General features: G+C 64.8%; 21 protein-coding genes. 8 read left to right on the plus strand and 13 right to left on the minus strand.

Going from position 1 to position 24439, the window contains the following annotated elements; translation table 11 throughout:
• Positions 1–6 precede the first annotated feature (6 nt).
• Positions 7–810, plus strand: a complete 804-nt coding sequence (locus DSD28_RS10660; RefSeq protein WP_119256349.1) for a DUF72 domain-containing protein — start codon at positions 7–9, stop codon at positions 808–810.
• A 36-nt stretch (positions 811–846) separates the two neighbouring features.
• Here DSD28_RS10660 and DSD28_RS10665 read toward each other — a convergent pair whose 3' ends face one another.
• On the minus strand, positions 847–2334 hold the full coding sequence (locus DSD28_RS10665; RefSeq protein ID WP_119256409.1) for an NAD(P)H-hydrate dehydratase: 1488 nt from the start codon (positions 2332–2334) through the stop codon (positions 847–849).
• A 366-nt stretch (positions 2335–2700) separates the two neighbouring features.
• Between DSD28_RS10665 and DSD28_RS10670 the strand changes: the two genes are divergently transcribed.
• Positions 2701–3039 (plus strand): P-II family nitrogen regulator, encoded by a 339-nt coding sequence (locus tag DSD28_RS10670; RefSeq protein ID WP_011975544.1) that lies wholly within the window; start codon positions 2701–2703, stop codon positions 3037–3039.
• Positions 3040–3098: 59 nt separating this feature from the next.
• Positions 3099–4508, plus strand: coding sequence for a type I glutamate--ammonia ligase (gene glnA / locus DSD28_RS10675; protein ID WP_119256350.1), 1410 nt, complete (start codon positions 3099–3101; stop codon positions 4506–4508).
• Positions 4509–4693: 185 nt separating this feature from the next.
• Here the strand turns inward: glnA and DSD28_RS10680 are convergent, their stop codons facing one another.
• Both DSD28_RS10680 and DSD28_RS10685 read right to left on the minus strand, forming a co-directional pair.
• Positions 4694–5728 (minus strand): TAXI family TRAP transporter solute-binding subunit, encoded by a 1035-nt coding sequence (locus DSD28_RS10680; RefSeq protein WP_119256351.1) that lies wholly within the window; start codon positions 5726–5728, stop codon positions 4694–4696.
• Positions 5729–5821: 93 nt separating this feature from the next.
• On the minus strand, positions 5822–6850 hold the full coding sequence (locus DSD28_RS10685) for a hypothetical protein (RefSeq protein ID WP_119256352.1): 1029 nt from the start codon (positions 6848–6850) through the stop codon (positions 5822–5824).
• A 144-nt stretch (positions 6851–6994) separates the two neighbouring features.
• Here DSD28_RS10685 and hspQ point away from each other — a divergent pair, with 144 nt between their 5' ends.
• Positions 6995–7327 carry a heat shock protein HspQ gene (gene hspQ, locus DSD28_RS10690; RefSeq protein ID WP_119256353.1) on the plus strand — a complete coding sequence of 111 codons (333 nt, stop codon included), beginning with the start codon at positions 6995–6997 and terminating at the stop codon, positions 7325–7327.
• Positions 7328–7401: 74 nt separating this feature from the next.
• Here the strand turns inward: hspQ and DSD28_RS10695 are convergent, their stop codons facing one another.
• Positions 7402–8025 carry an invasion associated locus B family protein gene (locus DSD28_RS10695; RefSeq protein ID WP_119256354.1) on the minus strand — a complete coding sequence of 208 codons (624 nt, stop codon included), beginning with the start codon at positions 8023–8025 and terminating at the stop codon, positions 7402–7404.
• Between the two features lie 288 nt (positions 8026–8313).
• Between DSD28_RS10695 and DSD28_RS10700 the strand changes: the two genes are divergently transcribed.
• Positions 8314–10113 (plus strand): extracellular solute-binding protein, encoded by a 1800-nt coding sequence (locus tag DSD28_RS10700; RefSeq protein ID WP_119256355.1) that lies wholly within the window; start codon positions 8314–8316, stop codon positions 10111–10113.
• A gap of 114 nt (positions 10114–10227) precedes the next feature.
• Entirely contained in the window at positions 10228–10899 is a 672-nt protein-coding gene (locus DSD28_RS10705) for a DsbA family oxidoreductase (protein WP_119256356.1), read from the plus strand.
• A 5-nt stretch (positions 10900–10904) separates the two neighbouring features.
• On the opposite strand, the gene DSD28_RS10710 is transcribed toward DSD28_RS10705, so the two are convergent.
• From DSD28_RS10710 to DSD28_RS25885, 4 genes are read right to left on the minus strand one after another with little or no spacing between them, the layout of a single operon-like run.
• On the minus strand, positions 10905–11546 hold the full coding sequence (locus tag DSD28_RS10710) for a glutathione S-transferase family protein (RefSeq protein WP_245424802.1): 642 nt from the start codon (positions 11544–11546) through the stop codon (positions 10905–10907).
• Positions 11547–11576: 30 nt separating this feature from the next.
• Positions 11577–15089, minus strand: a complete 3513-nt coding sequence (gene mfd, locus DSD28_RS10715) for a transcription-repair coupling factor (protein WP_119256357.1) — start codon at positions 15087–15089, stop codon at positions 11577–11579.
• Entirely contained in the window at positions 15086–15394 is a 309-nt protein-coding gene (locus DSD28_RS10720; RefSeq protein ID WP_119256358.1) for a succinate dehydrogenase assembly factor 2, read from the minus strand. Before DSD28_RS10720 ends, mfd begins: the two co-directional genes overlap by 4 nt.
• Positions 15391–15555: a hypothetical protein gene (locus DSD28_RS25885; protein WP_162911345.1), complete on the minus strand. Its 165-nt coding sequence runs from the start codon at positions 15553–15555 to the stop codon at positions 15391–15393. Before DSD28_RS25885 ends, DSD28_RS10720 begins: the two co-directional genes overlap by 4 nt.
• On the opposite strand from DSD28_RS25885, the gene recG reads away from it, so the two are divergent.
• Both recG and DSD28_RS10730 read left to right on the plus strand, forming a co-directional pair.
• A complete protein-coding gene (gene recG / locus DSD28_RS10725) occupies positions 15554–17656 on the plus strand; it encodes an ATP-dependent DNA helicase RecG (RefSeq protein ID WP_119256359.1) in 2103 nt (700 codons plus the stop codon). The two genes, DSD28_RS25885 and recG, sit on opposite strands and share 2 nt — an antisense overlap.
• 79 nt (positions 17657–17735) lie before the next feature.
• A complete protein-coding gene (locus DSD28_RS10730) occupies positions 17736–17951 on the plus strand; it encodes a hypothetical protein (RefSeq protein WP_119256360.1) in 216 nt (71 codons plus the stop codon).
• Positions 17952–17990: 39 nt separating this feature from the next.
• On the opposite strand, the gene DSD28_RS10735 is transcribed toward DSD28_RS10730, so the two are convergent.
• From DSD28_RS10735 to DSD28_RS10755, 5 genes are all read right to left on the minus strand, one after another.
• Positions 17991–18698, minus strand: a complete 708-nt coding sequence (locus DSD28_RS10735) for a DUF502 domain-containing protein (RefSeq protein WP_119256361.1) — start codon at positions 18696–18698, stop codon at positions 17991–17993.
• Positions 18699–18733: 35 nt separating this feature from the next.
• On the minus strand, positions 18734–19228 hold the full coding sequence (locus DSD28_RS10740) for a GNAT family N-acetyltransferase (RefSeq protein WP_119256362.1): 495 nt from the start codon (positions 19226–19228) through the stop codon (positions 18734–18736).
• Entirely contained in the window at positions 19225–21051 is a 1827-nt protein-coding gene (glmS, locus tag DSD28_RS10745) for a glutamine--fructose-6-phosphate transaminase (isomerizing) (RefSeq protein ID WP_119256363.1), read from the minus strand. Before glmS ends, DSD28_RS10740 begins: the two co-directional genes overlap by 4 nt.
• A 127-nt stretch (positions 21052–21178) precedes the next feature.
• Positions 21179–22558 carry a bifunctional UDP-N-acetylglucosamine diphosphorylase/glucosamine-1-phosphate N-acetyltransferase GlmU gene (glmU, locus tag DSD28_RS10750; RefSeq protein ID WP_119256364.1) on the minus strand — a complete coding sequence of 460 codons (1380 nt, stop codon included), beginning with the start codon at positions 22556–22558 and terminating at the stop codon, positions 21179–21181.
• Between the two features lie 80 nt (positions 22559–22638).
• A complete protein-coding gene (locus DSD28_RS10755; protein ID WP_119256365.1) occupies positions 22639–24288 on the minus strand; it encodes a Na/Pi cotransporter family protein in 1650 nt (549 codons plus the stop codon).
• Positions 24289–24439: the final 151 nt, after the last annotated feature.

Raw genomic sequence — 24439 nt, forward strand, 5'->3', positions numbered from 1 at the left:
GAGACCATGAGCACATCCGGCACCATAAGAACCGGCATCGGCGGCTGGACCTTCGAACCGTGGGAGGGAACCTTCTATCCCGAAAAGCTGCCGAAGAAGCGGCAGCTCGAATTCGCCAGTCGCGAATTGTCGGCCATCGAGGTGAACGGCACCTATTACGGCTCGCAGAAGCCGGAGACCTTCGCCAAATGGGCCTCGGAAGTGCCGGACGGTTTCATCTTCTCGCTCAAGGCGAGCCGCTTCACGACGAACCGCAAGGTCCTCGCCGACGGCGGCGAATCCGTCAAGAAATTCCTGACGCAGGGGATTGCCGAACTCGGCGACCATCTCGGTCCGATTCTCTGGCAATTCCCGCCGACGAAGAAATTCGAGCCCGAGGATTTCGAGGGGTTCCTGAAGCTGCTGCCGGAAAGACTGGACGGGCTCAAGCTGAAACACGCGCTCGAAGTGCGCCATGACAGCTTCAAGGTGCCGGAATTCGCCGCGCTTGCCCGCAAGCACAATATGGCGATCGTCTATGCGCAGCATGAGGACTATCCCGAAATCGCCGACGTGACGGCGGATTTCGTCTATGCCCGCCTGCAGCGCGGGTCGGACGACATCGAGACCTGCTATCCCGCAAAGGCGCTGGACGAATGGGCGGGACGGCTCAAGGACTGGGCCAGCGGCGGCGAGCCGTCCGACCTGCCGAAGGTCGACCCCGAGACGAGCCCCGCCGGCAAGGCCCGCGACGTCTTCGCCTTCTTCATTACCTCCGGCAAGGTCAACGCCCCGAACGGCGCGCGCGAACTGAAGAAGCGGACCGGTTGAGGAAAAGTTCGAGTCTTCTCGACGGAAGCGAAACGCTCACGCCGCGGGCCAGGGCGGGATGGCCTCTGGAAGATCCTCCGCCGTCAGCCCCTCGCCCGCGATGTTTCCGGCCTCGCCGTGGCGCCAGACGGCGCTGGCCGCGGCTTCGAAGGCGGGCATGCCTTGGGTCAGATGCGCGCCGACGATGCCCGCCAGCACATCGCCCGAGCCGGCGGTGGCGAGCCAGGGCGGTGCATTCTCGTTGACGAGCGCGCGGCCGTCGGGCGCGGCGATCACCGTATCGGCGCCCTTGAGGATCACGGCCGCATGGCTTCTGGCGGCCGCCTTCTGCGCGCGATCGATCTTGGAAAGCGTCCCGTCGCCGGCAAGGTCGGGGAAGAGCCGTGCGAATTCCCCGTCATGCGGCGTCAGCACCAGCCGCGTGTCACCGCCGGCGAAAAGCCCGAAGAGTGCGTCCGGCGTATCGCGAAAGGCGCTGATACCGTCGGCATCGAGCACGAGGCGGCGGCCCTTTGCGGCGATCAGGCCGACATAGGCTCTCGCCCTCCCGGCGTCTCCGAAGCCGGGGCCGAGCACGAAGGTTTTGAGGCGCTCGTCTTCGAGCAGGGCGGCGAGGTCGGCCTCCCCGTCCACGCCTTTCAGCATCACGCCAGTCAGATGGGCGGCATTGGCGGGAAGCGCGTCCGTGGGAGAAAGCACGGTGACGAGGCCGGCCCCGGCGCGAAGGCCGGCCGCCGCGGAAAGCCGCGCCGCGCCGGTGGCGATGGCAGGGCCGGAGAAGACGGCGAGATGGCCGCGGACATATTTGTGCGTTGCGCCGGTCTGCTGCGGTTCGGCAAGCCGCCAGACATAAGGTGTGTTCACCCGGACATGGCCGGCATGGCCGGCAAGGATGCGGCCGGGAATGCCGATGTCGAAAACCTCCACGTCGCCGGCAAATGTCCTGCCGGGCAGGAGCAGGTGGCCCGGCTTGCGGCACATGAAGGTGACGGTCGCGACAGCCTCGAAGGCCGCGCCCCTCACCTCTCCCGTCCGCCCGTCGATACCGGACGGCAGGTCCACAGCAAGGACCGGCAGCGCATGCCGGCGCACGGCCTCGACGACCTGCACGGCCTCGTCCGGCAGGTCGCGCGACAGGCCAGCGCCGAACAACGCATCGACGATCACGTCGCCCGTGCGCGGCCCATATTCCGCAAGCGGCATCGGTGCGGCGCCGAAATGCCGCAAGGCAATGGCCGCGTCGCCCCTGAGCGCGGCCGTATCGCCGAGGGCGTGGACGGCGACCTCCGCGCCGGCCGCCTCTAGCGCCCGCGCGGCGACATATCCATCGCCGCCATTGTTGCCGGGGCCGCAGAGCACGACGAAGCGGTGCGCTTCGGGAAAGCGCCGCAGCGCCGCCGCCGCGACCGCCTGCCCGGCCCGCTCCATCAGGCCGTAGCTCGCAAGGCCCGATGCCGCGGCGGCGGCATCGATGCGGTCCATGTCCCCGGGCGTGACGATCAAGGTGTCTATTTCCTGGTGCATGCCCCACCATGCCCGCAAAAACGCCGCCGGGGCAAGGTCGTCGGCCATCTTCGCCAAAAGCCTGAATTTTATGCATCTGCATATTCGATATGCTCAAATTTGCAGCTTTCTGAGGCAGCGTTGCCCGGCACTCCGCCTCCTTCGGCCATCCGGAAAGCAAAGAGACAATTTTTAGGCAGGAACCCCTAGCCCTTTTGCCCGGAAAGCCGCATCATCGCCGCGTGAGGACGAGCGGGATGGTGAAAGAAACGGATTTCCTCCGGTCTGGCATGCATCCTGCTTCGACTTGGCATGCTACATGCATTCGGAGTGAGCAGCGGGCGCCGTCCTGCTGCGCAAACGGGAGAAGCGGAGAGACATCTTCTCATGAAAAAGATCGAAGCGATCATCAAGCCCTTCAAACTCGATGAGGTGAAGGAGGCCCTCCAGGAAGTCGGCCTCCAGGGCATCACCGTCACCGAGGCGAAGGGTTTTGGACGCCAGAAGGGCCATACGGAACTCTACCGTGGCGCCGAGTATGTCGTCGACTTCCTGCCCAAGGTTAAGGTCGAGGTCGTCCTGGCGGACGAGAATGCGGAAGCCGTGATCGAGGCGATCCGCAACGCGGCCCAGACCGGCCGCATCGGCGACGGCAAGATCTTTGTCTCCAACGTCGAAGAAGTCATCCGCATCCGTACCGGCGAAACCGGCATCGACGCCATCTGATCCCGCCTCGCCTTCCGGCCAAGGCTTTCCATCTCGTCATCTCACACAGGAACCAACACATGACGACTGCCAATGACATCCTCAAGCAAATCAAGGAAAACGACGTAAAGTTCGTCGACCTGCGCTACACGGACCCCCGTGGCAAGCTGCACCACATCACGATGGACGTCAGCTGCGTCGATGAGGACATGTTCGCCGACGGCGTCATGTTCGACGGCTCCTCGATCGGCGGCTGGAAGGCCATCAACGAGTCCGACATGGTGATGATGCCCGATCCGGCCACCGCCCATATGGACCCGTTCTTCGCGCAGTCCACCATGGTCATCTTCTGCGACATCCTCGAGCCGGTCTCGGGCGAAGCCTATAACCGCGACCCGCGCGGCACCGCCAAGAAGGCCGAAGCCTTCCTCAAGGCCTCGGGCATCGGCGACACCGTCTATGCCGGCCCGGAGCCGGAATTCTTCGTCTTCGACGACGTCAAGTACAAGGCCGACCCGTACAATACCGGCTTCAAGCTCGACAGCTCGGAACTGCCCTCCAACGACGACACCGCCTACGAAACCGGCAATCTCGGCCATCGTCCGCGCGTCAAGGGCGGCTACCTGCCGGTCCCGCCGGTCGACAGCTGCCAGGACATGCGCTCCGAGATGCTGACGGTCCTCACCGAAATGGGCGTCACCGTCGAAAAGCAGCACCATGAAGTGGCCGCCGCCCAGCACGAGCTCGGCGTCAAGTTCGACACGCTGGTTCGCAGCGCCGACAAGGTGCAGATCTACAAATACGCCGTGCATCAGGTCGCCAATGCCTATGGCAAGACGGCAACCTTCATGCCGAAGCCGATCTTCGGCGACAACGGCTCGGGCATGCACGTCCACCTGTCGATCTGGAAGGACTCGAAGCCGACCTTCGCCGGCGACGAATATGCCGGCCTTTCCGAGAGCTGCCTCTACTTCATCGGCGGCATCATCAAGCATGCCAAGGCCATCAACGCCTTCACCAACCCGACGACGAACTCCTACAAGCGTCTCGTCCCGGGCTATGAAGCGCCGGTCCTGCTCGCCTATTCGGCCCGCAACCGTTCGGCTTCCTGCCGCATTCCGTTCGGCACGGGTCCGAAGTCCAAGCGCGTCGAAATCCGCTTCCCCGACCCGCTCGGCAACCCCTATCTCGGCTTCGCCGCCATGCTGATGGCCGGCCTCGACGGCATCAAGAACAAGATCCATCCCGGCAAGGCCATGGACAAGGACCTCTACGACCTGCCGCCGAAGGAGCTGAAGAAGATCCCGACCGTCTGCGGCTCGCTGCGCGAGGCCCTCGAAAACCTCGACAAGGACCGCAAGTTCCTGACCGCCGGCGGCGTGTTCGACGACGACCAGATCGATTCCTACATCGAACTGAAGATGGCGGAAGTCATGCGCTTCGAAATGACCCCGCACCCGGTCGAGTTCGACATGTACTACTCCGCCTGACCGGCGGCATTCCCTCCCGCCTTCGGGCGGGAGGTGCTCCATATGGGAAACCCGGCCATCGGCCGGGTTTTTTGTTGCCGGCAGGGTAGCATGCCGGTCAGGTCGCGGGTGTCGCTGGATTCTCGGGCTCGACTCGAGGATTCAGGCCAGACGCCGGCCAGCGACAGGAACACCCTCTCGTAGCGTTACTGCTGCAGCCGCTGCTTGAGGAGATTCAGATATTCCTCGTTCGAGTCATCCGCGCCGCTCCCCGCCTTTTCGGCCGGGGCCTTGCAGGAGGGCTTGTAGTTGATCGCCATGCCGGCCTTGACGCAAACGCCCACCTGCCAGCCGGGCGGCAGGGCGGTGAGGTCCACCGTCTTCCATTTCGGATGGCCGGTCGCCTTCAGCTTGTCGAGCCCGGTGAGGATGAGGCTGGAGAAATCCGAGACCGTCTTGCAGCTGTCGCGGTGATAGGCGTTGCGCTTGACGTCGTAGTCATAGGTCATCATCACGGCCTTCACCGCGACGAGATCGACCGGCTGGTCCTGGAACGAATAGGTGCCGGCCTCGATCCGAGAGGGTGTGTAGGTGGCGAGCAGCGGCGCCTCGGTGATCGGCAGAAGGTGGAATTTCGCCTTGTCGATCGTATTGCCGGCAAAGAGCGCGGCGGGCGCGCCCGCGACGTAGAAGAAGGCATCGATCTCGCCGGAGAGCAGCTTGGGCAGCGCATCGTCCGGGTTGATGTCGATGCGCTCGCCGGGCTTTACCTGCAGGATGTCCATGATCAGCGTCGCCGTCAGGAAGGTGCCGCTGTCCTTCTTGCCGACGGCGATCTTCTTGCCGGCGAGGTCCTTCATGCCGGCAATGTCCTTGCGGGCGAGGACATGGATCTCCTCGTTGTAGAGCGGGAACATGATGCGCACGCCCTTCACCGCCTTCTGCACCTCCGGGTCGTTCGCCTCGAAGGTCTTCAGATATTCGAGCACGTCGCTCTGCACGATGCCGAACTGGGTGTTGCGACGGTTGCGCACGCCGACGAAGTTTTCCAGCGAGCCGGCGCTTTCGACCACGTTCAGCTTCAGGCCGCATTCGGCGCCGAGCGCGGCGATGTCGTGGCCGATCTTGATATAGGTGCCCTGCGGGCCGCCGGTCATGATGTTGCGCTCGATTCCCTCGGCCGATGCCGTGCCGATGGAAAGTGCAAGGCCGAGTGCGGCCGCAAGAACAGATCGCTTCATCGAAATCCCTCCCTTGGGCAATTCCGGAATAAGCGCGGCGGCTTTGCATCAGGAATCGCGGAAATACAGGCCGGCGGCAAGGCCGCCATGGAACTAGCAGTCGCTGTCGAGATCGCGCATCAGGTTGCGAAGCGTCAGCACCGGCACACGCTTGAAGACGCCGCCGAGCGAATTGGTGACGCACTCGCCGGAAACCAGCGTGCGTTCAAGCTGGTCGCGCTGGGTGCCGGTGAGACGATCGAGACCGGGCGCATCGCGCATCGCATCGGCCACGAGCGACGCATCGCGCGGATTTCGGCTATCGGCCGGCTTCGCATTGTCGCGCGCCGGACCGTCTCCGACATTCCCGGGACCCTTCTGCTGCACTGAACGCGCTGCCGCCTCCAGCGCGCCGATCCGTGCCGTGAGCGTCCCGTTGCTGGCCTTGAGATCGGCAATCTCCCGATCCCTGTCAGCGATCTCCTTGCGCAATGCAGGCAGGTCCTTCGCCCGCATGGTCTCTTCGGCGCGCTGCGCGTCCTCGAGCTGCCTGCGCAGCGTGGCGGCCTCTGCCGCGAGACGGTTCGCCTCGGCGCTCTGCGCGCCCGCCTGCGCGCCACGGGCCTGGTCCAGGGCCTTTTCCAGCCGCGCGATCTGGTCGGCGCTAAGGGAGAGTTGGCGCTCGCGCTCCTGCAGGGCGTTCTCGGCCTTCGTCTTCGAGGCTTCCGCATCCACGGCGCGCCGGGAGGCGCGTTGCAGATCGCGCTTCAGTTCCGGGATGACTTCCTGCGTCAGCCGCGCATTTTCCGCAACGGTAGCGTCGTCGGAGATCCCTATGCCGTTGCGAAGGGCCTCCATCTGCTGCTTGAGGGTGCGGTTCTCGTCGGCGAAGGCTTGAGACCGCTGGCTGCCGTCCTCGACCTGCGCGGTGCGGGCGTCGAGCTCGCTTGCAAGCTCGGCGATGCGCTGGTCCCGCTGCTCGATCTCGCTGGCCGGAACGGCGCCGCTCATCATCCGCAGGCCGCCGTAGCCGGCTGCCGCGCCCAGCGCCAGGCTGACCACGGAGGCGAACAGGATGCCGCCCGCCCCGGAGCCGCCGCCTGCCGTCGTTCCGTTGCCGCTCCTGCCCCACTGGTTGTTCATGCCGCCCGATCCGCCTGAAACATCTTTTCCCGAGGTACGCCGAAACCGCCGGAGGTGCAAGCGCCGAGGGGGAAGGCACCCGGTGGCGGAACTATTGATGTTTCAGCGAAATTACCCAAATATAAGTGGAAAGGTAGGTACGCCATGAAGATGCGTGACGCAAAATTTGCCATCGGCGACGTGGTCCGCCACCGGGTCTTCCCGTTCCGCGGCGTGATCTTCGACGTCGATCCCGAATTCGCCAATACCGAAGAATGGTGGAATTCCATTCCGGCCGAGATACGGCCTTCGAAGGATCAGCCCTTCTACCACCTCTTCGCGGAGAACGACGACACGGAATATGTCGCCTATGTCTCCGAACAGAACCTTGTCGCCGACGACAGCGGCCAGCCGATCCGCCACCCGCAGGTCCGCGCGCTGATGGATGTAGACAAGGGCCATTACCGCTGGAAGGAGCAGAGCAGCCTCTTCCACTGACCGGCGGACCCCGATGGCAGGCAATAAAAAACCCGGCCGATGGCCGGGTTTTTCGTATCTGGCAATAGGGCCGCTTACTGGCTCTTGGCGGCCTTCTGGGCGTCTTCGAGCTTCTTGCGGGCTTCCTCGGCCTTCTTCTGCATTTCTTCCTGCAGCAGGCGCTGGCGCTCTTCGAGCTGCGACTGTTCGATCGGCTCGCCGTCGAAGACGCCGGTGAAGCCTTCGAGCGAGATCTTGATCGGGTTCGGCGCGCGCTGGAAATTGACCGAGGTCAGAACCAGTTCGCCACCCTTCTTGAGGCTAGCGAGGACCTGGTCGGTGAGCGGCACTTCGGCCACGCACTTGTCGGGCATGCAGATGGCGTAGTCGAGCTTCTGGGCCTTGCCGCCGTCGATCTGCATCTGCACGCCGACGGGGATGAGGCGGGCGCTCGGAACCGAGACCTGCATGATCTTGCGGTTGGCCTTGCCGGTGACGGTGATGAGGCCGACAGCGGTGATAAGCTGGCCGCTGGTGGCGGTCAGAAGGTTCTGCACGATGCAGACGTCGTTGTCTTCCTGCTTGGTGCAGACCTTGAACCAGCCCTTCGGCGGAGCAGCCTGCTGCGCGAGCGATGCCGACGGAGCCGCCGCGAGTGCGACCGAGGCGGCAAAGGCGGAAAGCACGGTCCGCTTGATGAGATTCGATGTGAAGATCATGACGAGTTCGGTCTCCTGAAAATCGGTGCCGGAGCGACAGCGCCCCTCCGCAAGCCCCTCTCGGGCATTTGGTCAGCCGTGCGCTCTCCTGTCGGCGAAATGAGGCATTTGCATGACCCGCTTCGGCGTAACCTGTTACAATGGGCCGCGCCGGATATCCAGCCTTTCCTTGCGAAAATCCCGCGTTGCTTCTATTTCCGCCTCGTCACGGTGCCGTCCTGTTTCTGGCGGCTATAATGCACGAGAATCATCCGGACCGACGAGGAGATACGCTTGCGTCCCTTTCTGATGGCCTTCGCCGCCTGCCTGTTCGGCCTGCCGGCCACGCTGGGCCACGCAGCCCCGGTGCACGGCATCGCCATGCACGGTGATCCGGCCCTGCCGCCCGACTACAAGCACTTCGGCTATGTCAATCCGGATGTGAAGAAGGGCGGGCGCATCGCCTATGGCGTGGTCGGCACGTTCGACAATCTCAATCCCTTCATCCTGAAGAGCATGCGCACCACCGCGCGCGGCATGTGGGATCCGGAATTCGGCAATCTCGTCTACGAATCACTGATGCAGCGCTCGCGTGACGAGGCCTTCACCATGTACGGCCTCATCGCCGAAACGGCGGAATGGGACGACGACCGCACCTTCATCCAGTTCAACCTCAATCCCAGGGCGCGCTGGGCCGACGGCGTGCCGATCACGCCGGAAGACGTCATCTTCAGTTTCGAGTTGCTGCGCGACAAGGGTCGCACGCCCTTCAGCCTCCGACTCGACGGGGTCGAGAAAGTCGAAAAGGTCGGCGAGCGCGGCGTGCGCTTCACCTTCAACGACAAGGCCGACCGCGAGACGCCCCTGCTGATCGCCGGCTATTCGCCGATCCTGCCGAAGCACGCCATCGACGTCGAGACGTTCGACCGCACGTCCCTCGCCTTCCCGCTCGGCTCCGGCCCCTACAAGGTGAAGGAGGTCAAGCCCGGCGAGAAGATCGTCTATGCCCGCGACCCGAACTATTGGGCAAAGGATCTTCCCTCGAAAGTCGGCTTCGACAATTATGACGAGATCTCCGTCGAGTATTTCCTGCAGGACAACTCGCTTTTCGAGGCGTTCAAGAAGGGCGAGATCGACCTTTACCAGGAGGGTAACCCGACGAAGTGGACGCGCGGCTACGATTTCCCGGCCGCCCTCTCCGGCGCGGTCGTCAAGGATGCCATCAAGCCGAAGACGCCCTCGGGCATGTTCGGCTTCGTCTTCAACACCCGCCGGCCGCTCTTCCAGAACCGCGACCTGCGCAAGGGGCTGACACTGGCCTTCGATTTCGAATGGGTGAACCGCAGCCTCTTCGAGAACGCCTACAAGCGCACGCAGAGCTACTGGCAGAATTCCGAGCTGAGCTCGATGGGAGTTGCGGCCGATGCGCGTGAGCGCGAGATCGCAGGCCCCGCGTTGTCGCGCATCGACGCGGATATTCTCGACGGCACGCATCTGCTGCCCACGACCGATGCGTCGGGCCGCGACCGCAAGGTGCTGCGCCAGGCGATGGATTCCTTCGAGAAGGCCGGCTACGCCATCAAGGGCGGGCAGATGGTCGATGGCGCGGGCAAGCCGCTGACCTTCGAGATCATGACGCAGAACGCGGACCAGGAGAAGCTGGCGCTCGCCTATCAGCGCTTCCTTACCGCGCTCGGTGTGAAGGCGACGATCCGCACGGTGGACGATTCGCAGTACCAGAGCCGGACGCAGACCTTCGACTATGACGTCATCGTCAAGGCGTTCCCCTCCTCGCTCTCGCCGGGGCGGGACCAGATCAGCTACTGGAGCTCGACTATGCGCGACCGGCCCGGCAGCTCGAACTTCGCCGGCCTCGCCGATCCCGACGTCGACCGCATCCTCGATGCCATCCTGACCGCACGCACGGCGGAGGATTTCCGCTCGGCCGTGCGCCTGCACGACAGGATGCTCCTTTCGGGCTACTATGTCGTGCCGCTCTACCATCTCGGCGAACAGTGGGTCGCGCATTCGAAGCATATCGCCCGGCCGCAGGCGGTTCCGCTCTACGGTTTCCAGTTCCCGACATGGTGGGACGAGCGGGCGCAGTAAAGGGGTTATCCCCAGAACTCGGGTTACCTCGAGGTAACCTGTTGAAAGCCGCAGCACGCCGGCCTATCTCGGCGTCCTGTCCGGAATGTCCCGGCATCTCGAAAGGAAAACCGGATGGAAGCCATTACGATCGATGTCGTCTCGGACGTCGTCTGCCCCTGGTGCTATCTGGGCAAGAAGCGGCTCGACAAGGCGATCGACACCGTGAAGGACGAGCTTGCCGTCGCGGTGACGTTCCGGCCCTACCAGCTCAATCCCGACATGCCGCCGGAAGGCGTCGACCACAAGCAGCATCTCGCCGAAAAGCTCGGCGGCACCGACGCCGTCAACCGCGCGCATGAAATGCTGGCGGGACTGGGCGAAGAAGACGGCATCGAGTTCGACTTCCCGGCCGTCAAGATCAGTCCCAACACGCTCGACGCGCACCGCCTGCTGCGCTGGGCGATGATCGAGGGCCCGGAGGTCCAGAACCGCGTCGCCCTCGCCCTCTTCAAGGCCTATTTCGAGGAAGGCCGCAATGTCGGCGACCGCGCCGTGCTGCTCGACATCGCGGAAGCATCGGGCATGGACCGCGCTGTCGTCTCCGCCCTCTTCTCCGCCGGCGCGGACGTCGATTCCGTCAAGGAGGAGATCGGCATGGCCCGCGACATGGGCGTGACGGGTGTGCCCTGCTTCATCATCGACAACAAATATGCCGTGATGGGCGCGCAATCCGTCGACGTGCTGACCGACGCCTTCCGCGAGATCGCGGCGATGAAGGCGCAGGAGCGCATCGGGAAGAACTGAGCGGTTTACTCGCTCGCCGCAAGAACGGAGGGGCGGGCCCTGATCCGCTCCCACCATGCCTGAATGGACGGGAATTCGCGAATGAGCGCGGCGCCCTCCGGCGCTTGCGCAAACAGGCCGAACATCGGAGCGGCATGAAAATCAGCCAATGACGGCTCCGGCCCGGAGAGCCAGTTTTCGGCTCCCAGCAAGTTCGAAAGCGCCCCCAGGAAGAGGCGTGCCTTTTCAAGGCCGCCGGCAATGCGCGCTTCGTCTACCGCGTCGGCCCCGGATGCTTCCATCCGCTGCACGTAGACATCCCATACCATCGGCAGATAGGCATAATTGTCCAGCATCGCGACGATCTGGTTCATGCGCGCGCGATCACGAAGAGCGCTCGGTTGCAGCGGCGGTCCGGAAAATGCCTCATCCACGTAGCGGGTTATCGCGCCTGTTTCGTAGAGGGCGAACCCGTCGTGCTCGAAGGCGGGAATACGGCCGAAGGGGTGGCGCGCAAGATGCTCGGGCGGCACGCCCTCGCCTGAAAACACGTCCACCGGCACGAGATCGTAAGGCACTCCCTTTTCATGGAGTGCGATGCGCGCGATCCGAACGTAGACGCTGTAGCTTGCGCCGTAGACCGTGACCGATGGATGCATTTCCGGCATTTCGCAATCCTCTCGGCCCCGACGTTTCGATCAATTGGCCTGCTTTGCCAGCCCCGCAAGCTGCGTCATAACCTGCGCCGCGCCCGTCAGGCGCCTTTCCGGCGTCGGATAGTCACGGGCGAGGAAGAGGCTCTGGTCGGGGCGGATTTTCGCCAGCGTGCCCTGCTTGGCGATATAGCCGACCAGTGCTGCCGGGTTCGGGAATTCCTTGTGGCGGAACTGCACGACGACGCCCTTCGGGCCGGCGTCGAGCTTCTCGACATTGGCCACGCGGCAAAGCGACTTGATATAGACGATCTTCAGGAGATGCTGGACCTCCAGCGGCAGCGGGCCGAAGCGGTCGATCAGTTCCGCGCCGAAGGCGTCGATATCGCCAAGCTCGGTGATCTCGCCGAGGCGGCGATAGAGGCCGAGGCGCAGATGCAGGTCCGGCACGTAATCGTCGGGGATCATGACCGGCGTGCCAACGGAAATCTGCGGCGACCAGCCGCTGTCGGCGACTTCCTCGTCGCCCTTGATCTCGGCGACCGCCTCTTCGAGCATCTGCTGGTAAAGCTCGAAGCCAACTTCCTTGATATGGCCGGACTGTTCCTCGCCGAGAAGGTTGCCCGCGCCACGGATATCGAGGTCGTGGCTGGCGAGCTGGAAGCCCGCGCCGAGCGTGTCGAGCGATTGCAGCACCTTGAGGCGGCGCTCGGCGGTGCCCGTCAGCGTGCGGTTGACCGGCAGGGTCAACAGCGCGAAGGCGCGGACCTTGGAGCGGCCGACGCGGCCGCGAAGCTGGTAGAGCTGGGCGAGGCCGAACATGTCGGCGCGGTGGATGATCATCGTGTTCGCCGTCGGCACGTCGAGACCCGATTCGACGATGGTCGTCGAGAGCAGCACGTCGTAGCGGCCTTCGTAGAAGGCGTTCATGATATCTTCGAGTTCGGTGGCCGGCATCTGGCCATGCGCGACGGCGACCTTCAGCTCCGGCACGTCCTGGCGCAGGAAATCGTGGATTTCCGAGAGATCGCTGAGGCGCGGGCAGACATAGAAACTCTGGCCGCCGCGATAGTGCTCACGCATCAGCGTCTCGCGGATGACGAGCGGATCGAAGGGCGAGATGAAGGTGCGCACCGCCATGCGGTCGACCGGCGGCGTGGTGATGAGCGAAAGTTCGCGCACGCCCGTCATGGCGAGCTGGAGGGTGCGCGGAATGGGCGTCGCCGAGAGCGTCAGCACGTGCACGTCGCTCTTAAGCTCCTTCAGCCGCTCCTTGTGCTTCACGCCGAAATGCTGCTCCTCGTCGATGATGAGGAGGCCGAGATTGGCGAACTTGATCGACGAGCCAAGCAGCGCGTGGGTGCCGACGACGATATCCGTCTTGCCCTCGGTCAGTTCCTTCTTCGTCAGCGCCAGCTCCTTCGAGCCGACGAGGCGGGAGGCTTGCTGTACGCGGATCGGCAGGCCCCGGAAGCGCTCGGAGAAGGTCTTGAAATGCTGGCGGGCGAGCAGCGTCGTCGGTACGACGACGGCGACCTGAACGCCGTTCATCGCAGCGATGAAGGCCGCGCGCAGCGCCACCTCCGTCTTGCCGAAACCGACGTCGCCGCAGACGAGGCGGTCCATCGGCCGGCCCGCGCCGAGATCCTCGCGCACGGCGTCGATGGCATTCGCCTGGTCGTCCGTCTCGTCATAGGGGAAGCGGGCGGCGAATTCGTCGTAGACGCCATCGGGGGCGGCCAGCACCGGCGCATGGCGCACGAGGCGCGCGGCGGCGATCTGGATGAGGCCGCTCGCCATGTCGAGCAGGCGTTTCTTGAGTTTGGCCTTGCGCGCCTGCCAGGCGACGCCGCCGAGCTTGTCGAGCAGTGCATCGGTCCCCTCGCCGCCATAGCGCGAGAGGAGGTCGATATTCTCGACGGGCAGGAAGAGCTTTGCGTCGTCCGCATAAACGAGTTCGAGACAGGCATGCGGCGCGCCGGCGGCCTCGATGGTGCGCAGGCCGACGAAGCGGCCGATACCGTGCTCCGCATGGACCACGATGGAGCCTTCGTCGAGGCCGGCAACCTCGGTGATGAAATCCGCGCCGCGCTTGCGGCGCTTGGCGCGGCGCACCATGCGGTCGCCGAGGATGTCCTGTTCGCCGATGACGACGATATCGCCCGCCTCGAAGCCGCTTTCGAGGCTGAGCACGGCAGACCCCGCCTCGCCCGGCTTCAACTTGCGGAGATCGCCGAATTTCTCGACGGGCACGACATTGCCGAGGCCATGTTCGGCCAGCACCTGCAGGAGGCGGTCGAGCGAACCTTCCGACCAGCCCGTCACCAGCACCCTCGCGCCGGAGGCCCGCTTGTCGGCGATATGTTTCACCGCCTGATCGAAGACGTTGACGCGCGCGCCGTCGGCATCCTCGCTGCCGGCCGGCCGCGCCCAGCGCATGCCGGGCCGCGCCGCGATGGTCTCGACATGCCGCGCCTCGCCCTCATGCTCGTTGAAGGGCGAGAGGCGGATGGCGTCTCGTTCGTCGAGTTCGCGGGCGAAGCGCTCGGCGTCTAGATAGAGAAGGCCCGGCGGTACGGGCTTGTAGGGCGTCGCCTGCGCCACCTGCCCCTTGCCGGGCGTCGCGGAGGCGAGGCGCGCGTCGTAATAGTCACGCACGAGGCGGGAGCGTTCGACGGCTGCCTCTCGTACCGTATGGTCCGTGACGATACGGAAGCCTTGAAGGTAGTCGAAGGCGGTTTCCAGCTCACCGTAGAACAGCGGCAGCCAATGCTCCATGCCGGCATAGCGCCGGCCTTCGGAAACGGCCTGGTAGAGCGCGTCGTCGCGCGTCGCCGCGCCGAAGGACGAGAGATACTGCTTGCGGAAATGCGAGATCGTCTCCGGCGTCAGCGTCACCTCGCTCATCGGGTTGAGATCGAGGGAGCGGGCCTGCCCGGTCGTGCGCTGGCTGGCCGGATCGAAGGAGCGGATCGATTCCAGCGTATCGCCGAAGAAATCGAGGCGCAGCGGCTCCAGGCTGCCGGGCACGAAGACGTCGAGGATGCCGCCGCGCACGGCGAATTCGCCGACCTCGCGCACGGTCGCCACGCGCTCGAAGCCATTGCGCTCCAGCCGCGCGGCGATATCATCCATGCGGATTTGGTTGCCGGGTTTTGCCGAGAAGGCGAGGCTTTCGATGGTCGGCCGCGGCGCCGTCTTCTGCAGCATGGCGTTGACGGTGACGAGCACGATGGCGGCGTGCGGCTTCTTCTGGTGGGCGATCAGCGCCGAGAGCGCGGAAAGCCGGCGCGCGGAGACTTCGGCGCTCGGCGAAACGCGGTCATAGGGTAAACAGTCCCAGCCCGGCAGCGTCAGAACCGGAATGTCGGGCGCGACGAAGCCGAGCATCTGTTCCAGATCGGAAATGCGCTGGCCGTCCGACAGCACATAGGCGACCGGGCCGGTCTTGCGGGCAAGATCGGCGAGGATCAGCGGCTCGACGCCGGAGGGCACGGCGCCGATGGTCATCGGCCGGCCGGCGCCGGCAATGCGTTCTGGGGAAAATCCGGGGATCATGCGCTGATGTCTTTGAAGAGCGGCGAAAAATCGGGGCGGTAGGCGGCGATGCGCGGGAAGAGGCCGCGCTGGAATTCTTCGGGCACGGGCTTTTCGCCGGTCACCCATTTCACAAGGTCGTTGTCTTCCTCGGCCATGATGCGCTCCAGCTCGTCCAGCTCGGCATCGGAAAGCGTAGCAATCTCGGCATCGGCGAAGGCGCCGAGCACCAGGTCCATCTCGCGGATGCCCCGGTGCCAGCAGCGGAAGAGGATGCGCTTGCGGCGCGGGTCGATCTCGGCGCTCGAGCGTGTCGTTCCCGTCATGATCGTCCTCGCATTCCAACCCGCAATGTTGCTATTCGCAATTCCGGACGGAAAACCGCCTGCACTTTTCCTGGAATTGCTTTGTCGGCGTTTCTATAAACCGGCAAAAGCCGCTTGTCAGCCTTGCCAAAGGCATGATCTCCGGCGATTTTGCCGGCCATGAGACCCGCCCTGCTCGATCCGCTCTTCGCTCCCCTGTCCTCGCTTCCCGGCATCGGCCCGAAGCTGGGAGACCTCTATGCACGCCTCTTCGGGCAGGAGAGCGTCGAGGATTGCCGGGTCGTCGATCTCGTCTTCCATTTCCCGCATTCGATCGTCGACCGGCGCAACCAGCCGGGCATTGCGAACGCGCCGCCCGGCGTCATCGTCACCATCACCGGCCGCGTCGACCGCCACCAGCCGCCGCCGGGCCGGTCCAACCAGCCCTACCGCGTGTTCCTGCACGACGAGACGGGGGAACTGGCGCTGACCTTCTTCCGGGTCAAGGGTAACTGGCTGGAAAAGGCGCTGCCCATCGACGAGACGGTGGTGGTGAGCGGCAAGGTCGACTGGTTCAACGGCCGTCCTTCCATGGTGCATCCCGACTACATGGCGCGGCTCGGCGAAGCCGACAGCGTGCCGCTGGTCGAGCCGGTGCACGGTCTCACCGCGGGTCTCACATCGCGCGTGCTGCGCAAGTCGGTGGAAGCGGCGCTTGCCCGCGTGCCGCACCTGCCGGAATGGATCGACGCCACGCTGATGCAGCGGCAGGGTTTCTCCTCGGCCTTCGACGCCTTCCATCGTATGCACGATCCGCGCGACGAAACAGACCTCGACCCGCAGGCCCCCGCCCGTCGACGCCTTGCCTATGACGAGTTCCTCGCCGGCCAGATCTCGCTCGCTCTTGTGCGCCAGCGCCTGCGCAAGGTCGCAGGCCGACCGGTGAACGCCACGGGCGCGCTCAGCCGCCCTGTCATCGATGCCCTGCCCTTTTCGCTAACCAACAGCCAGCAGACGGCGATTGCCGAAGTGCTGAAAGACATGGCCGGCGAGCAGCGCATGCTGCGCCTGCTCCAAGGCGATGTCGGCGCGGGCAAGACGGCGGTGGCGCTGATGGCGATTCTGGCCGCCGTCGAATCCGGCGGGCAGGCCGTGCTGATGGCCCCGACGGAAATCCTCGCCCGCCAGCATTTCGCGACGCTCGCCCACATGGCCGCTCCGGCTGGCGTCACCATCGACGTCCTCACTGGTCGCACCAAGGGCCGCGAGCGCGACGCCATCCTCGAACGCATCGCCTCGGGCGAGACGCAGATCGTCATCGGCACGCACGCGCTCTTCCAGGATAACGTCGCCTACAAGGACCTCGTGCTCGCCGTGGTGGACGAGCAGCACCGTTTCGGCGTGCACCAGCGCTTGCGGCTGACGGCCAAGGGCATTTCGCCCCATATGCTTGTCATGACCGCGACGCCCATCCCGCGCACCCTCGTCCTTGCCGCCTTCGGCGACATGGACGTCTCCAAGCTCACGGAAAAGCCCGCCGGCCGCAAGCCGATCCAGACCGTCGTCGTGCCGCAGGAGCGCGTGGGCGATATCGTCGACCGCCTGCGCGCCGCGCTTGCCGAGGGCAAGAAGGCCTACTGGATCTGCCCGCTGGTGGAGGAAACGGAAGAGAGCGAGCTGATGTCCGTCGAGGAGCGGCATGCGACGCTGGCGAGCATCTTCGGCCCGGCCGCCGGCCTCGTGCACGGCCGCATGAGCGGGCCGGAGAAGGATGCCGCCATGCTCGCCTTCAAGAATGGCGAGACACGGCTCTTGGTGGCGACGACGGTGGTGGAAGTCGGCGTCGACGTGCCGGATGCCTCGATCATGGTGATCGAGCATGCCGAACGCTTCGGCCTTGCCCAGCTGCATCAGTTGCGCGGGCGCGTCGGGCGTGGCGAGGAGGCGTCGAGCTGCATCCTGCTCTACAAGGGACCGCTCAGCGAGAACGGCCGGGCGCGGCTTTCGATCCTGCGGGAGACGGAGGACGGTTTCCGCATCGCGGAGGAGGATCTGAAGCTGCGCGGCGAAGGCGAGCTTCTCGGCACAAGGCAGTCCGGCACGCCGGGCTTCCTCGTCGCCAGCCTCGAGGCGCATGGCGATCTTCTGGAGATCGCTCGCAAGGACGCCGCCTATCTTCTCGAACGCGACCCGGACCTGACGAGCGAGCGCGGCGAAGCGATCCGCACCCTGCTCTATCTCTACCGCCGCGACGAGGCGATCCGGTTCCTCCGCGCCGGCTGACGCCCACGCAAACGTGATTTCGCCGAGAGCACGCGTGAAGGCATACTCTCCTTTGCATCAGCGAAAGAGGAGAAATGCCATGAAGACAGTTCTCGCAGTCGCAGTCATGCTTGGCTTCTCGGCATCCGCGGCCCTTGCGGATTGCGCCTGGCACAACAAGGTCTCGGCGGAAGCCAAGGTCGACAAGACGATCACGACCGCAAGCGTCACCACGACGGAAAAGCAGTCCCGCCTTCCGGCGGATGCGGATATGATCGTTCCGAACGACCAGAAGAAGCCTGTCGTCGAGGAATAATGCGTTTCGAGCCGTCTCGCCTTTCGGGGCGGCTCGCCGTCATCCCTTCTTGCGGGCTTTTGCCTTGGCCTTGCGCTGCTCTTCGCTTTCGAGGAGCTGCAGCGTCTTTTCAGGTGGCGTGACGAGGCCGACCGAGATGATCAGCTTGGCGGCATCCTCGGCGCTCATGTCGAGCGGCACGAGCTTTTCCCGCGGCACATAGACGAGGAAACCGGCCGTCGGGAACGGCGTCGGCGGCAGGAAGCAGGCGACCATGTCCTTGCCCATGGACTTGAATTTCGTCGCGATCTCGCCGCGCGCATCCGTCGCCACGAAGACGACGGACCAGAGGCCGGCGCTCGGATATTCGATCATCGCCGCCTTGTTGAAGGAATTACCCTTGTCCTTCAGCACCGTCTCGAAGATCTGCTTCAGGCTCTTGTGCACCGTGCGCACCAGCGGCGTGCGGTTGAAGAGCGAATCGCCGAATTCCACGATAGTGCGGCCGATCAGGTTCTTGCCGAGGAAGCCGATAAGCGTGATCAGCACGAGCGCGATCAGCAGGCCGAAGCCGGGAATGGCGAATTGCAGGTAGCTTTCCGGGTTGTAGCGCGCCGGAATATAGGGCTTCACCCAGCTATCGGCCCAGCGGATGAAGGTCCAGGTCAGCCAGATGGTGATGGCGATCGGCGCGCAGATGACGAGGCCGGTCAGGAAATTGTTGCGCAGCCGCATGGCAAGCGACTGTCTCGGAACGAGGTCGGTCATCTGATGTCCAGCGTAGGGCGGGCGTGGGAGGGCGCTCAGCCGTAGAAACCCGGATGATAGGAAACGGTTCCCTCGCCGTAAACCGGAGAAAACGCCACACGCATGAAATACTCCGGCGGCACCCCGTCGAGCGTCAGCCTCGGATCCGGTTCGAAGCCGAAACGGCCGTAATAGGCGGGATCGCCGAGCAGCACGCAGCCCGCCGCACCGAGCGCTTCCAGACGCGCAAGTCCATCGCGCACCAGCCCGCTGCCGATCCCCTCGCCCTGCCGGGACGGATCGACCGAGATCGGCCCGAGGCCGTACCAGCCCGCACTGCCGTCGGACACCGAAATCGGGGAGAACGCGACATGGCCGACGACGGCCCCGCCCTCCTCCGCCACCAGCGAAAGCGTCAGGGCACCGGCCGCGCGCAGGCGGTCTATGATCAGGTGCTCCGTGCCGTCGGCATGGCGCGCGGTCCTGAAGGCTCTTTCCGTCAGCGCGCGGATGGCATCGATATCGCCGTCCCGCTCCGGCCGGAGGATCATTCGACCGTGACCGACTTGGCGAGATTGCGCGGTTGGTCGACGTCCGTGCCCATGAAGACGGCGGTGTGGTAGGCGAGAAGCTGGATCGGCAGCGAGTAGATCATCGGCGAGATGATCTCGTTGACGTCTGGCAGCACGATCGTAGCCATGGTCGGCAGCTTGGAGGCGGCCGCACCCTTCTCGTCGGTGATGAAGACGATCCGGCCGCCGCGGGCCGCCACTTCCTGCATGTTCGAGACGGTCTTCTCGAAGAAGCGGTCGTGCGGGGCGATGACGATGACCGGCATGTTCTCGTCGATCAGTGCGATGGGACCATGCTTCAGCTCGCCGGCGGCATAGCCCTCGGCGTGGATATAGGAGATTTCCTTGAGCTTCAGCGCGCCTTCCATGGCGAGCGGATAGCTGGTGCCGCGGCCGAGATAGAGCACGTCCTTGCACTTGGAGAGATCGCGCGAAAGCTGCTCGATGGCCGGCTGGATGGTGTTGAGCACGCTCGCCATTATGCGCGGCATCTCGGCAAGGTGGCGCACCAGCTCCTTCTCCTCGGCTTCGCTGATCGTGCCGCGCGCCCGGCCCGCGCCGATGGCGAGCGCCGCGAGGACGGCGAGCTGGCAGGTGAAGGCCTTGGTAGAGGCAACGCCGATCTCGGGGCCGGCAAGGATCGGGAAGACGGCATCCGATTCGCGGGCGATGGTCGATTCCTTCGCATTGACCACGGCGCCGATCTTCAGGCCGTGCTCCTTGCAGTAGCGCAGCGAGGCGAGCGTATCGGCCGTCTCGCCGGACTGCGAGATGAAGAGCGCAGCGGAGGCCGGGTTCAGCGGGATCTCGCGGTAGCGGAACTCCGAGGCGACATCGATTTCGACCGGCAGGCGGGCATAGCGCTCGAACCAGTACTTGCCGACAAGGCCGGCGAGATAGGCCGTGCCGCAGGCCGAAATGGCAAGGCTCGGCACCTTGGCGAAATCGATGCCGCCGGTGACCGGGCGCACCGTATGTGCGAGGAAGTCGACATAATGGCTGAGCGCATGGGAGATCGCCTCCGGCTGCTCATGGATTTCCTTTTCCATGAAGTGCCGGTGGTTGCCCTTGTCGATGAGATAGGCGGCGGCCGAGGAAACCTGCTTCGGACGCTCGACGCGGTTGCCGTCCATATCGAAGATGAAGGCGCCGTCGCGGCCGATCACCGCCCAGTCGCCGTCAACGAGATAGCTGATCTCGCTGGTGAAGGGCGCGAGCGCGATGGCGTCGGAGCCGAGGAACATCTCGCCCCGGCCATGGCCGATGGCGAGCGGCGGGCCGCTGCGCGCGGCCATGATGGTCGACGGGTCGTCCTCGAAGATCACGGCAAGGGCGTAAGCCCCGGTAACGCGTCGCAGCATGGCATGCATCGCCTCGCGGCGGCCGAGCCCCTCGCGGCGGAACTTCGCGACAAGCTGCGCGACGACTTCGGTATCCGTCTGCGTGGTGAAGGTCGCGCCGCCGGCGATCAGCTCGTCCTTGATCTCGGAGAAATTCTCGATGATGCCATTGTGCACGACGGCGACGCCATCGACGAAGTGCGGATGGGCATTGCCTTCCGTCGGTGCGCCATGCGTCGCCCAGCGGGTGTGAGCGATGCCGATGGTGCCGGCCAGCGGCTCTTCCGAAAGGCGCTTTTCGAGGTTGAACAGCTTGCCCTCGGCGCGGCGGCGGGCAAGCCTGCCGTCGACGACGGTGGCGACGCCGGCGGAATCATAGCCCCGGTATTCAAGGCGCTTCAGGGCATCGACAAGTCGACCGGCGACAGGCTGGTTTCCGACGATACCGACAATTCCGCACATTGCGCGCTCCAATCTCTATCCGACGCATTTCATTGCGTTCTTTTCGTAGAGTTTTTTTCCTGCGGCGCAACACGGCCGCGCTCACTTTCGATTGCAATCGTTAACGTGGGCGCGCCCAATCGGCGAATTACGTCGCTGCCTTCTTTTTCGCGTCCTTGAGCGCCTTGTTGCGCTCGCGGATGAGGACGGCCCTGCCCTCCTTGTTTTCCTGCCTCGCCCGGCCGAAGGCGACGGCATCGTCCGGCACGTCCGCGGTGACCACGCTGCCGGAGGCGACATAGGCCCCGTTGCCGATGGAAACCGGGGCGACCAGCGCCGAATTGGAACCGATAAAGGCATCCGTGCCGATGCGCGTCACATGCTTGTTGATGCCATCGTAATTGCAGGTGATGGTGCCGGCGCCGATATTCGTGCGCGCGCCGATGAAGGCATCGCCGATATAGGTGAGATGGTTGACCTTGGCGCCCGCCCCGATCTCCGCCTTCTTCACCTCGCAGAAATTGCCGACCTTCGCGCCCTCGCCGAGATTGGCGCCCGGCCGCAGGCGCGCATAGGGGCCGACCTCGGCCCCGGCCGAGACATGCGCGCCCTCGATATGCGAGAAGGAATGGATGAGAGCGCCGCTTTCGACGCTCACGCCCGGCCCGAAGACCACGTTCGGCTCGATGGTCACGTCGCGGCCGATCTTCGTGTCATAGGCGAGGAACACCGTTTCCGGCGCGATCATCGACACGCCGTCGAGCATCATTTCATGGCGGCGGCGCTGCTGCCAGAGCCGTTCGATCACGGCAAGCTCGGCGCGCGTGTTGCAGCCGGTCAGCTCTTCCTCGGGCGCTTCCACGGCGATTGCCCGGCCGCCGGCCGCACGCACCACCTCGACGATGTCGGTGAGATAGTATTCGCCCTTGGCATTGCTGTTGCCGATCCGGCCGATCAGGTCGAGCGCCTTGCGCCCGTCGATGGCCATCAGGCCGCCGTTGCAATAGGTGATGGCGCGTTCGGCCTCGCTGGCATCCTTGTGCTCACGGATGGCCAGAAGCTCGCCGTTCTCGACGATCAGGCGACCGTAACCGGTCGGATCGGCCGTCTCGAAGCCAATAACGACAACATCCGCGCCATTGGCAAGCCCGTCCCGCGCGGCGATCAGCGGCGCTTCGGTGATGAGCGGCGTGTCGCCGAAGACGACGAGCACATCGTCGTAGCCTCTGGCGATCGCCTCGCGCGCAGCGAGCACGGCATGGGCTGTGCCGAGCCGTTCGGTCTGGATATGGACGGAGCTGCTGACCGCCTCGCTCCGGGCGGCGATCTCGACCTTTTCCGCATCGCGCCCGAGCACCAGCGCGATATCGGCGATGCCGGCCTTTGCCAGCGCGTCGACGACATGCGCGATCATCGGGCGGCCGGCGACCGGATGCAGCACCTTGGACTGCGCGGACTTCATCCGCGTGCTTTCGCCGGCGGCAAGGATGACGGCCAGGCAGTTGCGCTTCGTCCGGTCTGCGGTCATGGGAATCCCTCGTTCACCCGTATTCGACGCCGTTCCTTAGCAAAAAGGTACAGCGGGAGACAAAGGGATTCCTCCGCGCTTCAATTCGCGTTGCTACGCAGGCGGCTTTCCGTGAGCTGGCCGCTCTCGTCGAGAATCGGATAGGCGACGGAGACGAGATGCGCGTTGACGCGCTTCAAGTCGCGCAGCATGTCGAGATGCAGCGAGCTCGTCTGGAGGCTGTCCAGCCGGCCGTCGCGCAGCCGTTCGAGGTGGCGCTCGGACGACTGCTTCTCCATGCGCCGCACATCGACCTTCACTTCCATGAGCTGGCGGGCAAGGCCTGTGTCGCGCGTGACGAAGATCGTCTGGGCGATGCGCAGGTTCTCGATGGTCAGGTTGAAGAGGTTGGCGAGCTCTTTGTAGCCGTCCTCGGAGAATTTCAGCCCGTTGACGATCTTCTTGCGCACCTGCTCCTGCAATCCCTTCTCGATGATGTCGCCGACATGCTCGAGATTGATGGCATAGTCGATGATGATGATCGAGCGCGCCGCGCTCTCGCCGCTGACACCCTGCCGGCCGAGCCGGGAAAGATAGATCTTCACCTCCTGCTGCAGGGCATCGACCTGGTGCTCCAGCTCGCCGACGTCCTTCAGCGGCGAAAGGTTGTTCTCGTTGAAGGCGCGCATGGTGCGGATGAGCATGGCCTCGATGAGGTCGCCGACGCGCAGCACCTCGCGCGTCGCGCCGGACAGCGCGACGACCGGGGTCGAGAGCGCCGAATCGTCGAGGTATTTCGGCCCGGTGTCTTCCGGCTTCTCCTCCGGCACCAGCTTTTCCATGAGGCGCGATAGCGGGCTGGAGAGCGGCCAGAACACCAGCGCGACGACGATGTTGAAGGCAAGGTGCACATCGACCGGCAGCTTGGTCGCCGGAAGCGGCAGCGCCGCCAGAAGATCGGCGACCTGCCCGGCGAAGGGCAGTACGACCAGACAGCCGATGCCGCGCACGAGGAGGTTGCCGAGCGTCACGCGCCGCGCGGAGGCGGCCGCCTTGAGCGTCGCGATGACCGGCGGTACGGCCCCGCCGAGATTGGCGCCGAGCACGAGGATCACCGTCAGCGCCGGTGACAGGATGCCCATCGCCGCCAGCGACAGGATGAGCACGACCACCGCGAGGCTGGACGAGGAGATGATGGCGAGCACGGTGGAGAAGGCGAGCGCAGCGGGCCAGGCGTCGCCCAGCAGCGTCAGGAAGGCGGCGAGCGCCGGCGACTGGCGCATCGGCTCCGTCGCGAGGCTGAGGAGATGCAGTGAAAGCAGCATCAGGCCGATGCCGACGAGGGCCGAGCCAAGGCCCTGCCGCGCCGAGGAACCGGACGATTTGTAGAACACGACGCCGACGAGGATGATCAGCGGCGAGATCGATTCGATGCCGGTCGCCACCAGCCAGGCGGTGACGGCGGTGCCGATATTGGCGCCGAGCAGCACGATCTGCGCCATGCGGGCCCGCACGAGGTTCTTTTCCACGAAGGAGGCGATCATCAGCGCCGTCGCCGTCGAGCTCTGCAGCGCGACGGTGGCGACGAAACCGGCGAAGAAGGAGCGGAACGGCCCGCGCGTGCCGAGCGCCAGCCCGGATCGCAACTTGACGCCGAAGGCCCGCGTCATGCCGTCCTTGACCAGCGCGAGGCCGAAAAGCAGCAGCGCGACCGCGCCGAAAAGGTTGATCATGACGATCGTGGATTCCACGTCTGCACTCCTTCCTGCAAGGGCCAGCGCGCTGACTCACTGCAGCGATCCTGTATCCGACCACGAATTCTCAAATTATGACAGGGGAATTCAGCCGGAATATGCCAATAATTTCAGAAAATTTTGATTTGCCGGCAAACAAAATCGGCGA

Origin of the sequence: Shinella zoogloeoides, assembly GCF_003574625.1 — a bacterium.
Lineage (GTDB): Bacteria > Pseudomonadota > Alphaproteobacteria > Rhizobiales > Rhizobiaceae > Shinella > Shinella zoogloeoides_A.

Bases quoted from the DNA above. Each gene is read 5' to 3' on its own strand.
- recG (WP_119256359.1), top strand. From the start codon at position 15,554: ATGAGACCCGCCCTGCTCGATCCGCTCTTCGCTCCCCTGTCCTCGCTT.
- DSD28_RS10695 (WP_119256354.1), bottom strand. From the start codon at position 8,025: ATGATCTTCACATCGAATCTCATCAAGCGGACCGTGCTTTCCGCCTTT.
- DSD28_RS10735 (WP_119256361.1), bottom strand. From the start codon at position 18,698: ATGACCGACCTCGTTCCGAGACAGTCGCTTGCCATGCGGCTGCGCAAC.
- DSD28_RS10730 (WP_119256360.1), top strand. From the start codon at position 17,736: ATGAAGACAGTTCTCGCAGTCGCAGTCATGCTTGGCTTCTCGGCATCC.
- DSD28_RS10665 (WP_119256409.1), bottom strand. From the start codon at position 2,334: ATGCACCAGGAAATAGACACCTTGATCGTCACGCCCGGGGACATGGAC.
- DSD28_RS10660 (WP_119256349.1), top strand. From the start codon at position 7: ATGAGCACATCCGGCACCATAAGAACCGGCATCGGCGGCTGGACCTTC.
- DSD28_RS10680 (WP_119256351.1), bottom strand. From the start codon at position 5,728: ATGAAGCGATCTGTTCTTGCGGCCGCACTCGGCCTTGCACTTTCCATC.
- mfd (WP_119256357.1), bottom strand. From the start codon at position 15,089: ATGATCCCCGGATTTTCCCCAGAACGCATTGCCGGCGCCGGCCGGCCG.
- DSD28_RS10670 (WP_011975544.1), top strand. From the start codon at position 2,701: ATGAAAAAGATCGAAGCGATCATCAAGCCCTTCAAACTCGATGAGGTG.
- glmS (WP_119256363.1), bottom strand. From the start codon at position 21,051: ATGTGCGGAATTGTCGGTATCGTCGGAAACCAGCCTGTCGCCGGTCGA.
- DSD28_RS10705 (WP_119256356.1), top strand. From the start codon at position 10,228: ATGGAAGCCATTACGATCGATGTCGTCTCGGACGTCGTCTGCCCCTGG.
- DSD28_RS10685 (WP_119256352.1), bottom strand. From the start codon at position 6,850: ATGAACAACCAGTGGGGCAGGAGCGGCAACGGAACGACGGCAGGCGGC.
- DSD28_RS10740 (WP_119256362.1), bottom strand. From the start codon at position 19,228: ATGATCCTCCGGCCGGAGCGGGACGGCGATATCGATGCCATCCGCGCG.
- DSD28_RS10700 (WP_119256355.1), top strand. From the start codon at position 8,314: ATGGCCTTCGCCGCCTGCCTGTTCGGCCTGCCGGCCACGCTGGGCCAC.
- glnA (WP_119256350.1), top strand. From the start codon at position 3,099: ATGACGACTGCCAATGACATCCTCAAGCAAATCAAGGAAAACGACGTA.
- DSD28_RS25885 (WP_162911345.1), bottom strand. From the start codon at position 15,555: ATGGCCGGCAAAATCGCCGGAGATCATGCCTTTGGCAAGGCTGACAAG.
- glmU (WP_119256364.1), bottom strand. From the start codon at position 22,558: ATGACCGCAGACCGGACGAAGCGCAACTGCCTGGCCGTCATCCTTGCC.
- hspQ (WP_119256353.1), top strand. From the start codon at position 6,995: ATGAAGATGCGTGACGCAAAATTTGCCATCGGCGACGTGGTCCGCCAC.
- DSD28_RS10710 (WP_245424802.1), bottom strand. From the start codon at position 11,546: ATGCCGGAAATGCATCCATCGGTCACGGTCTACGGCGCAAGCTACAGC.
- DSD28_RS10720 (WP_119256358.1), bottom strand. From the start codon at position 15,394: ATGACGGGAACGACACGCTCGAGCGCCGAGATCGACCCGCGCCGCAAG.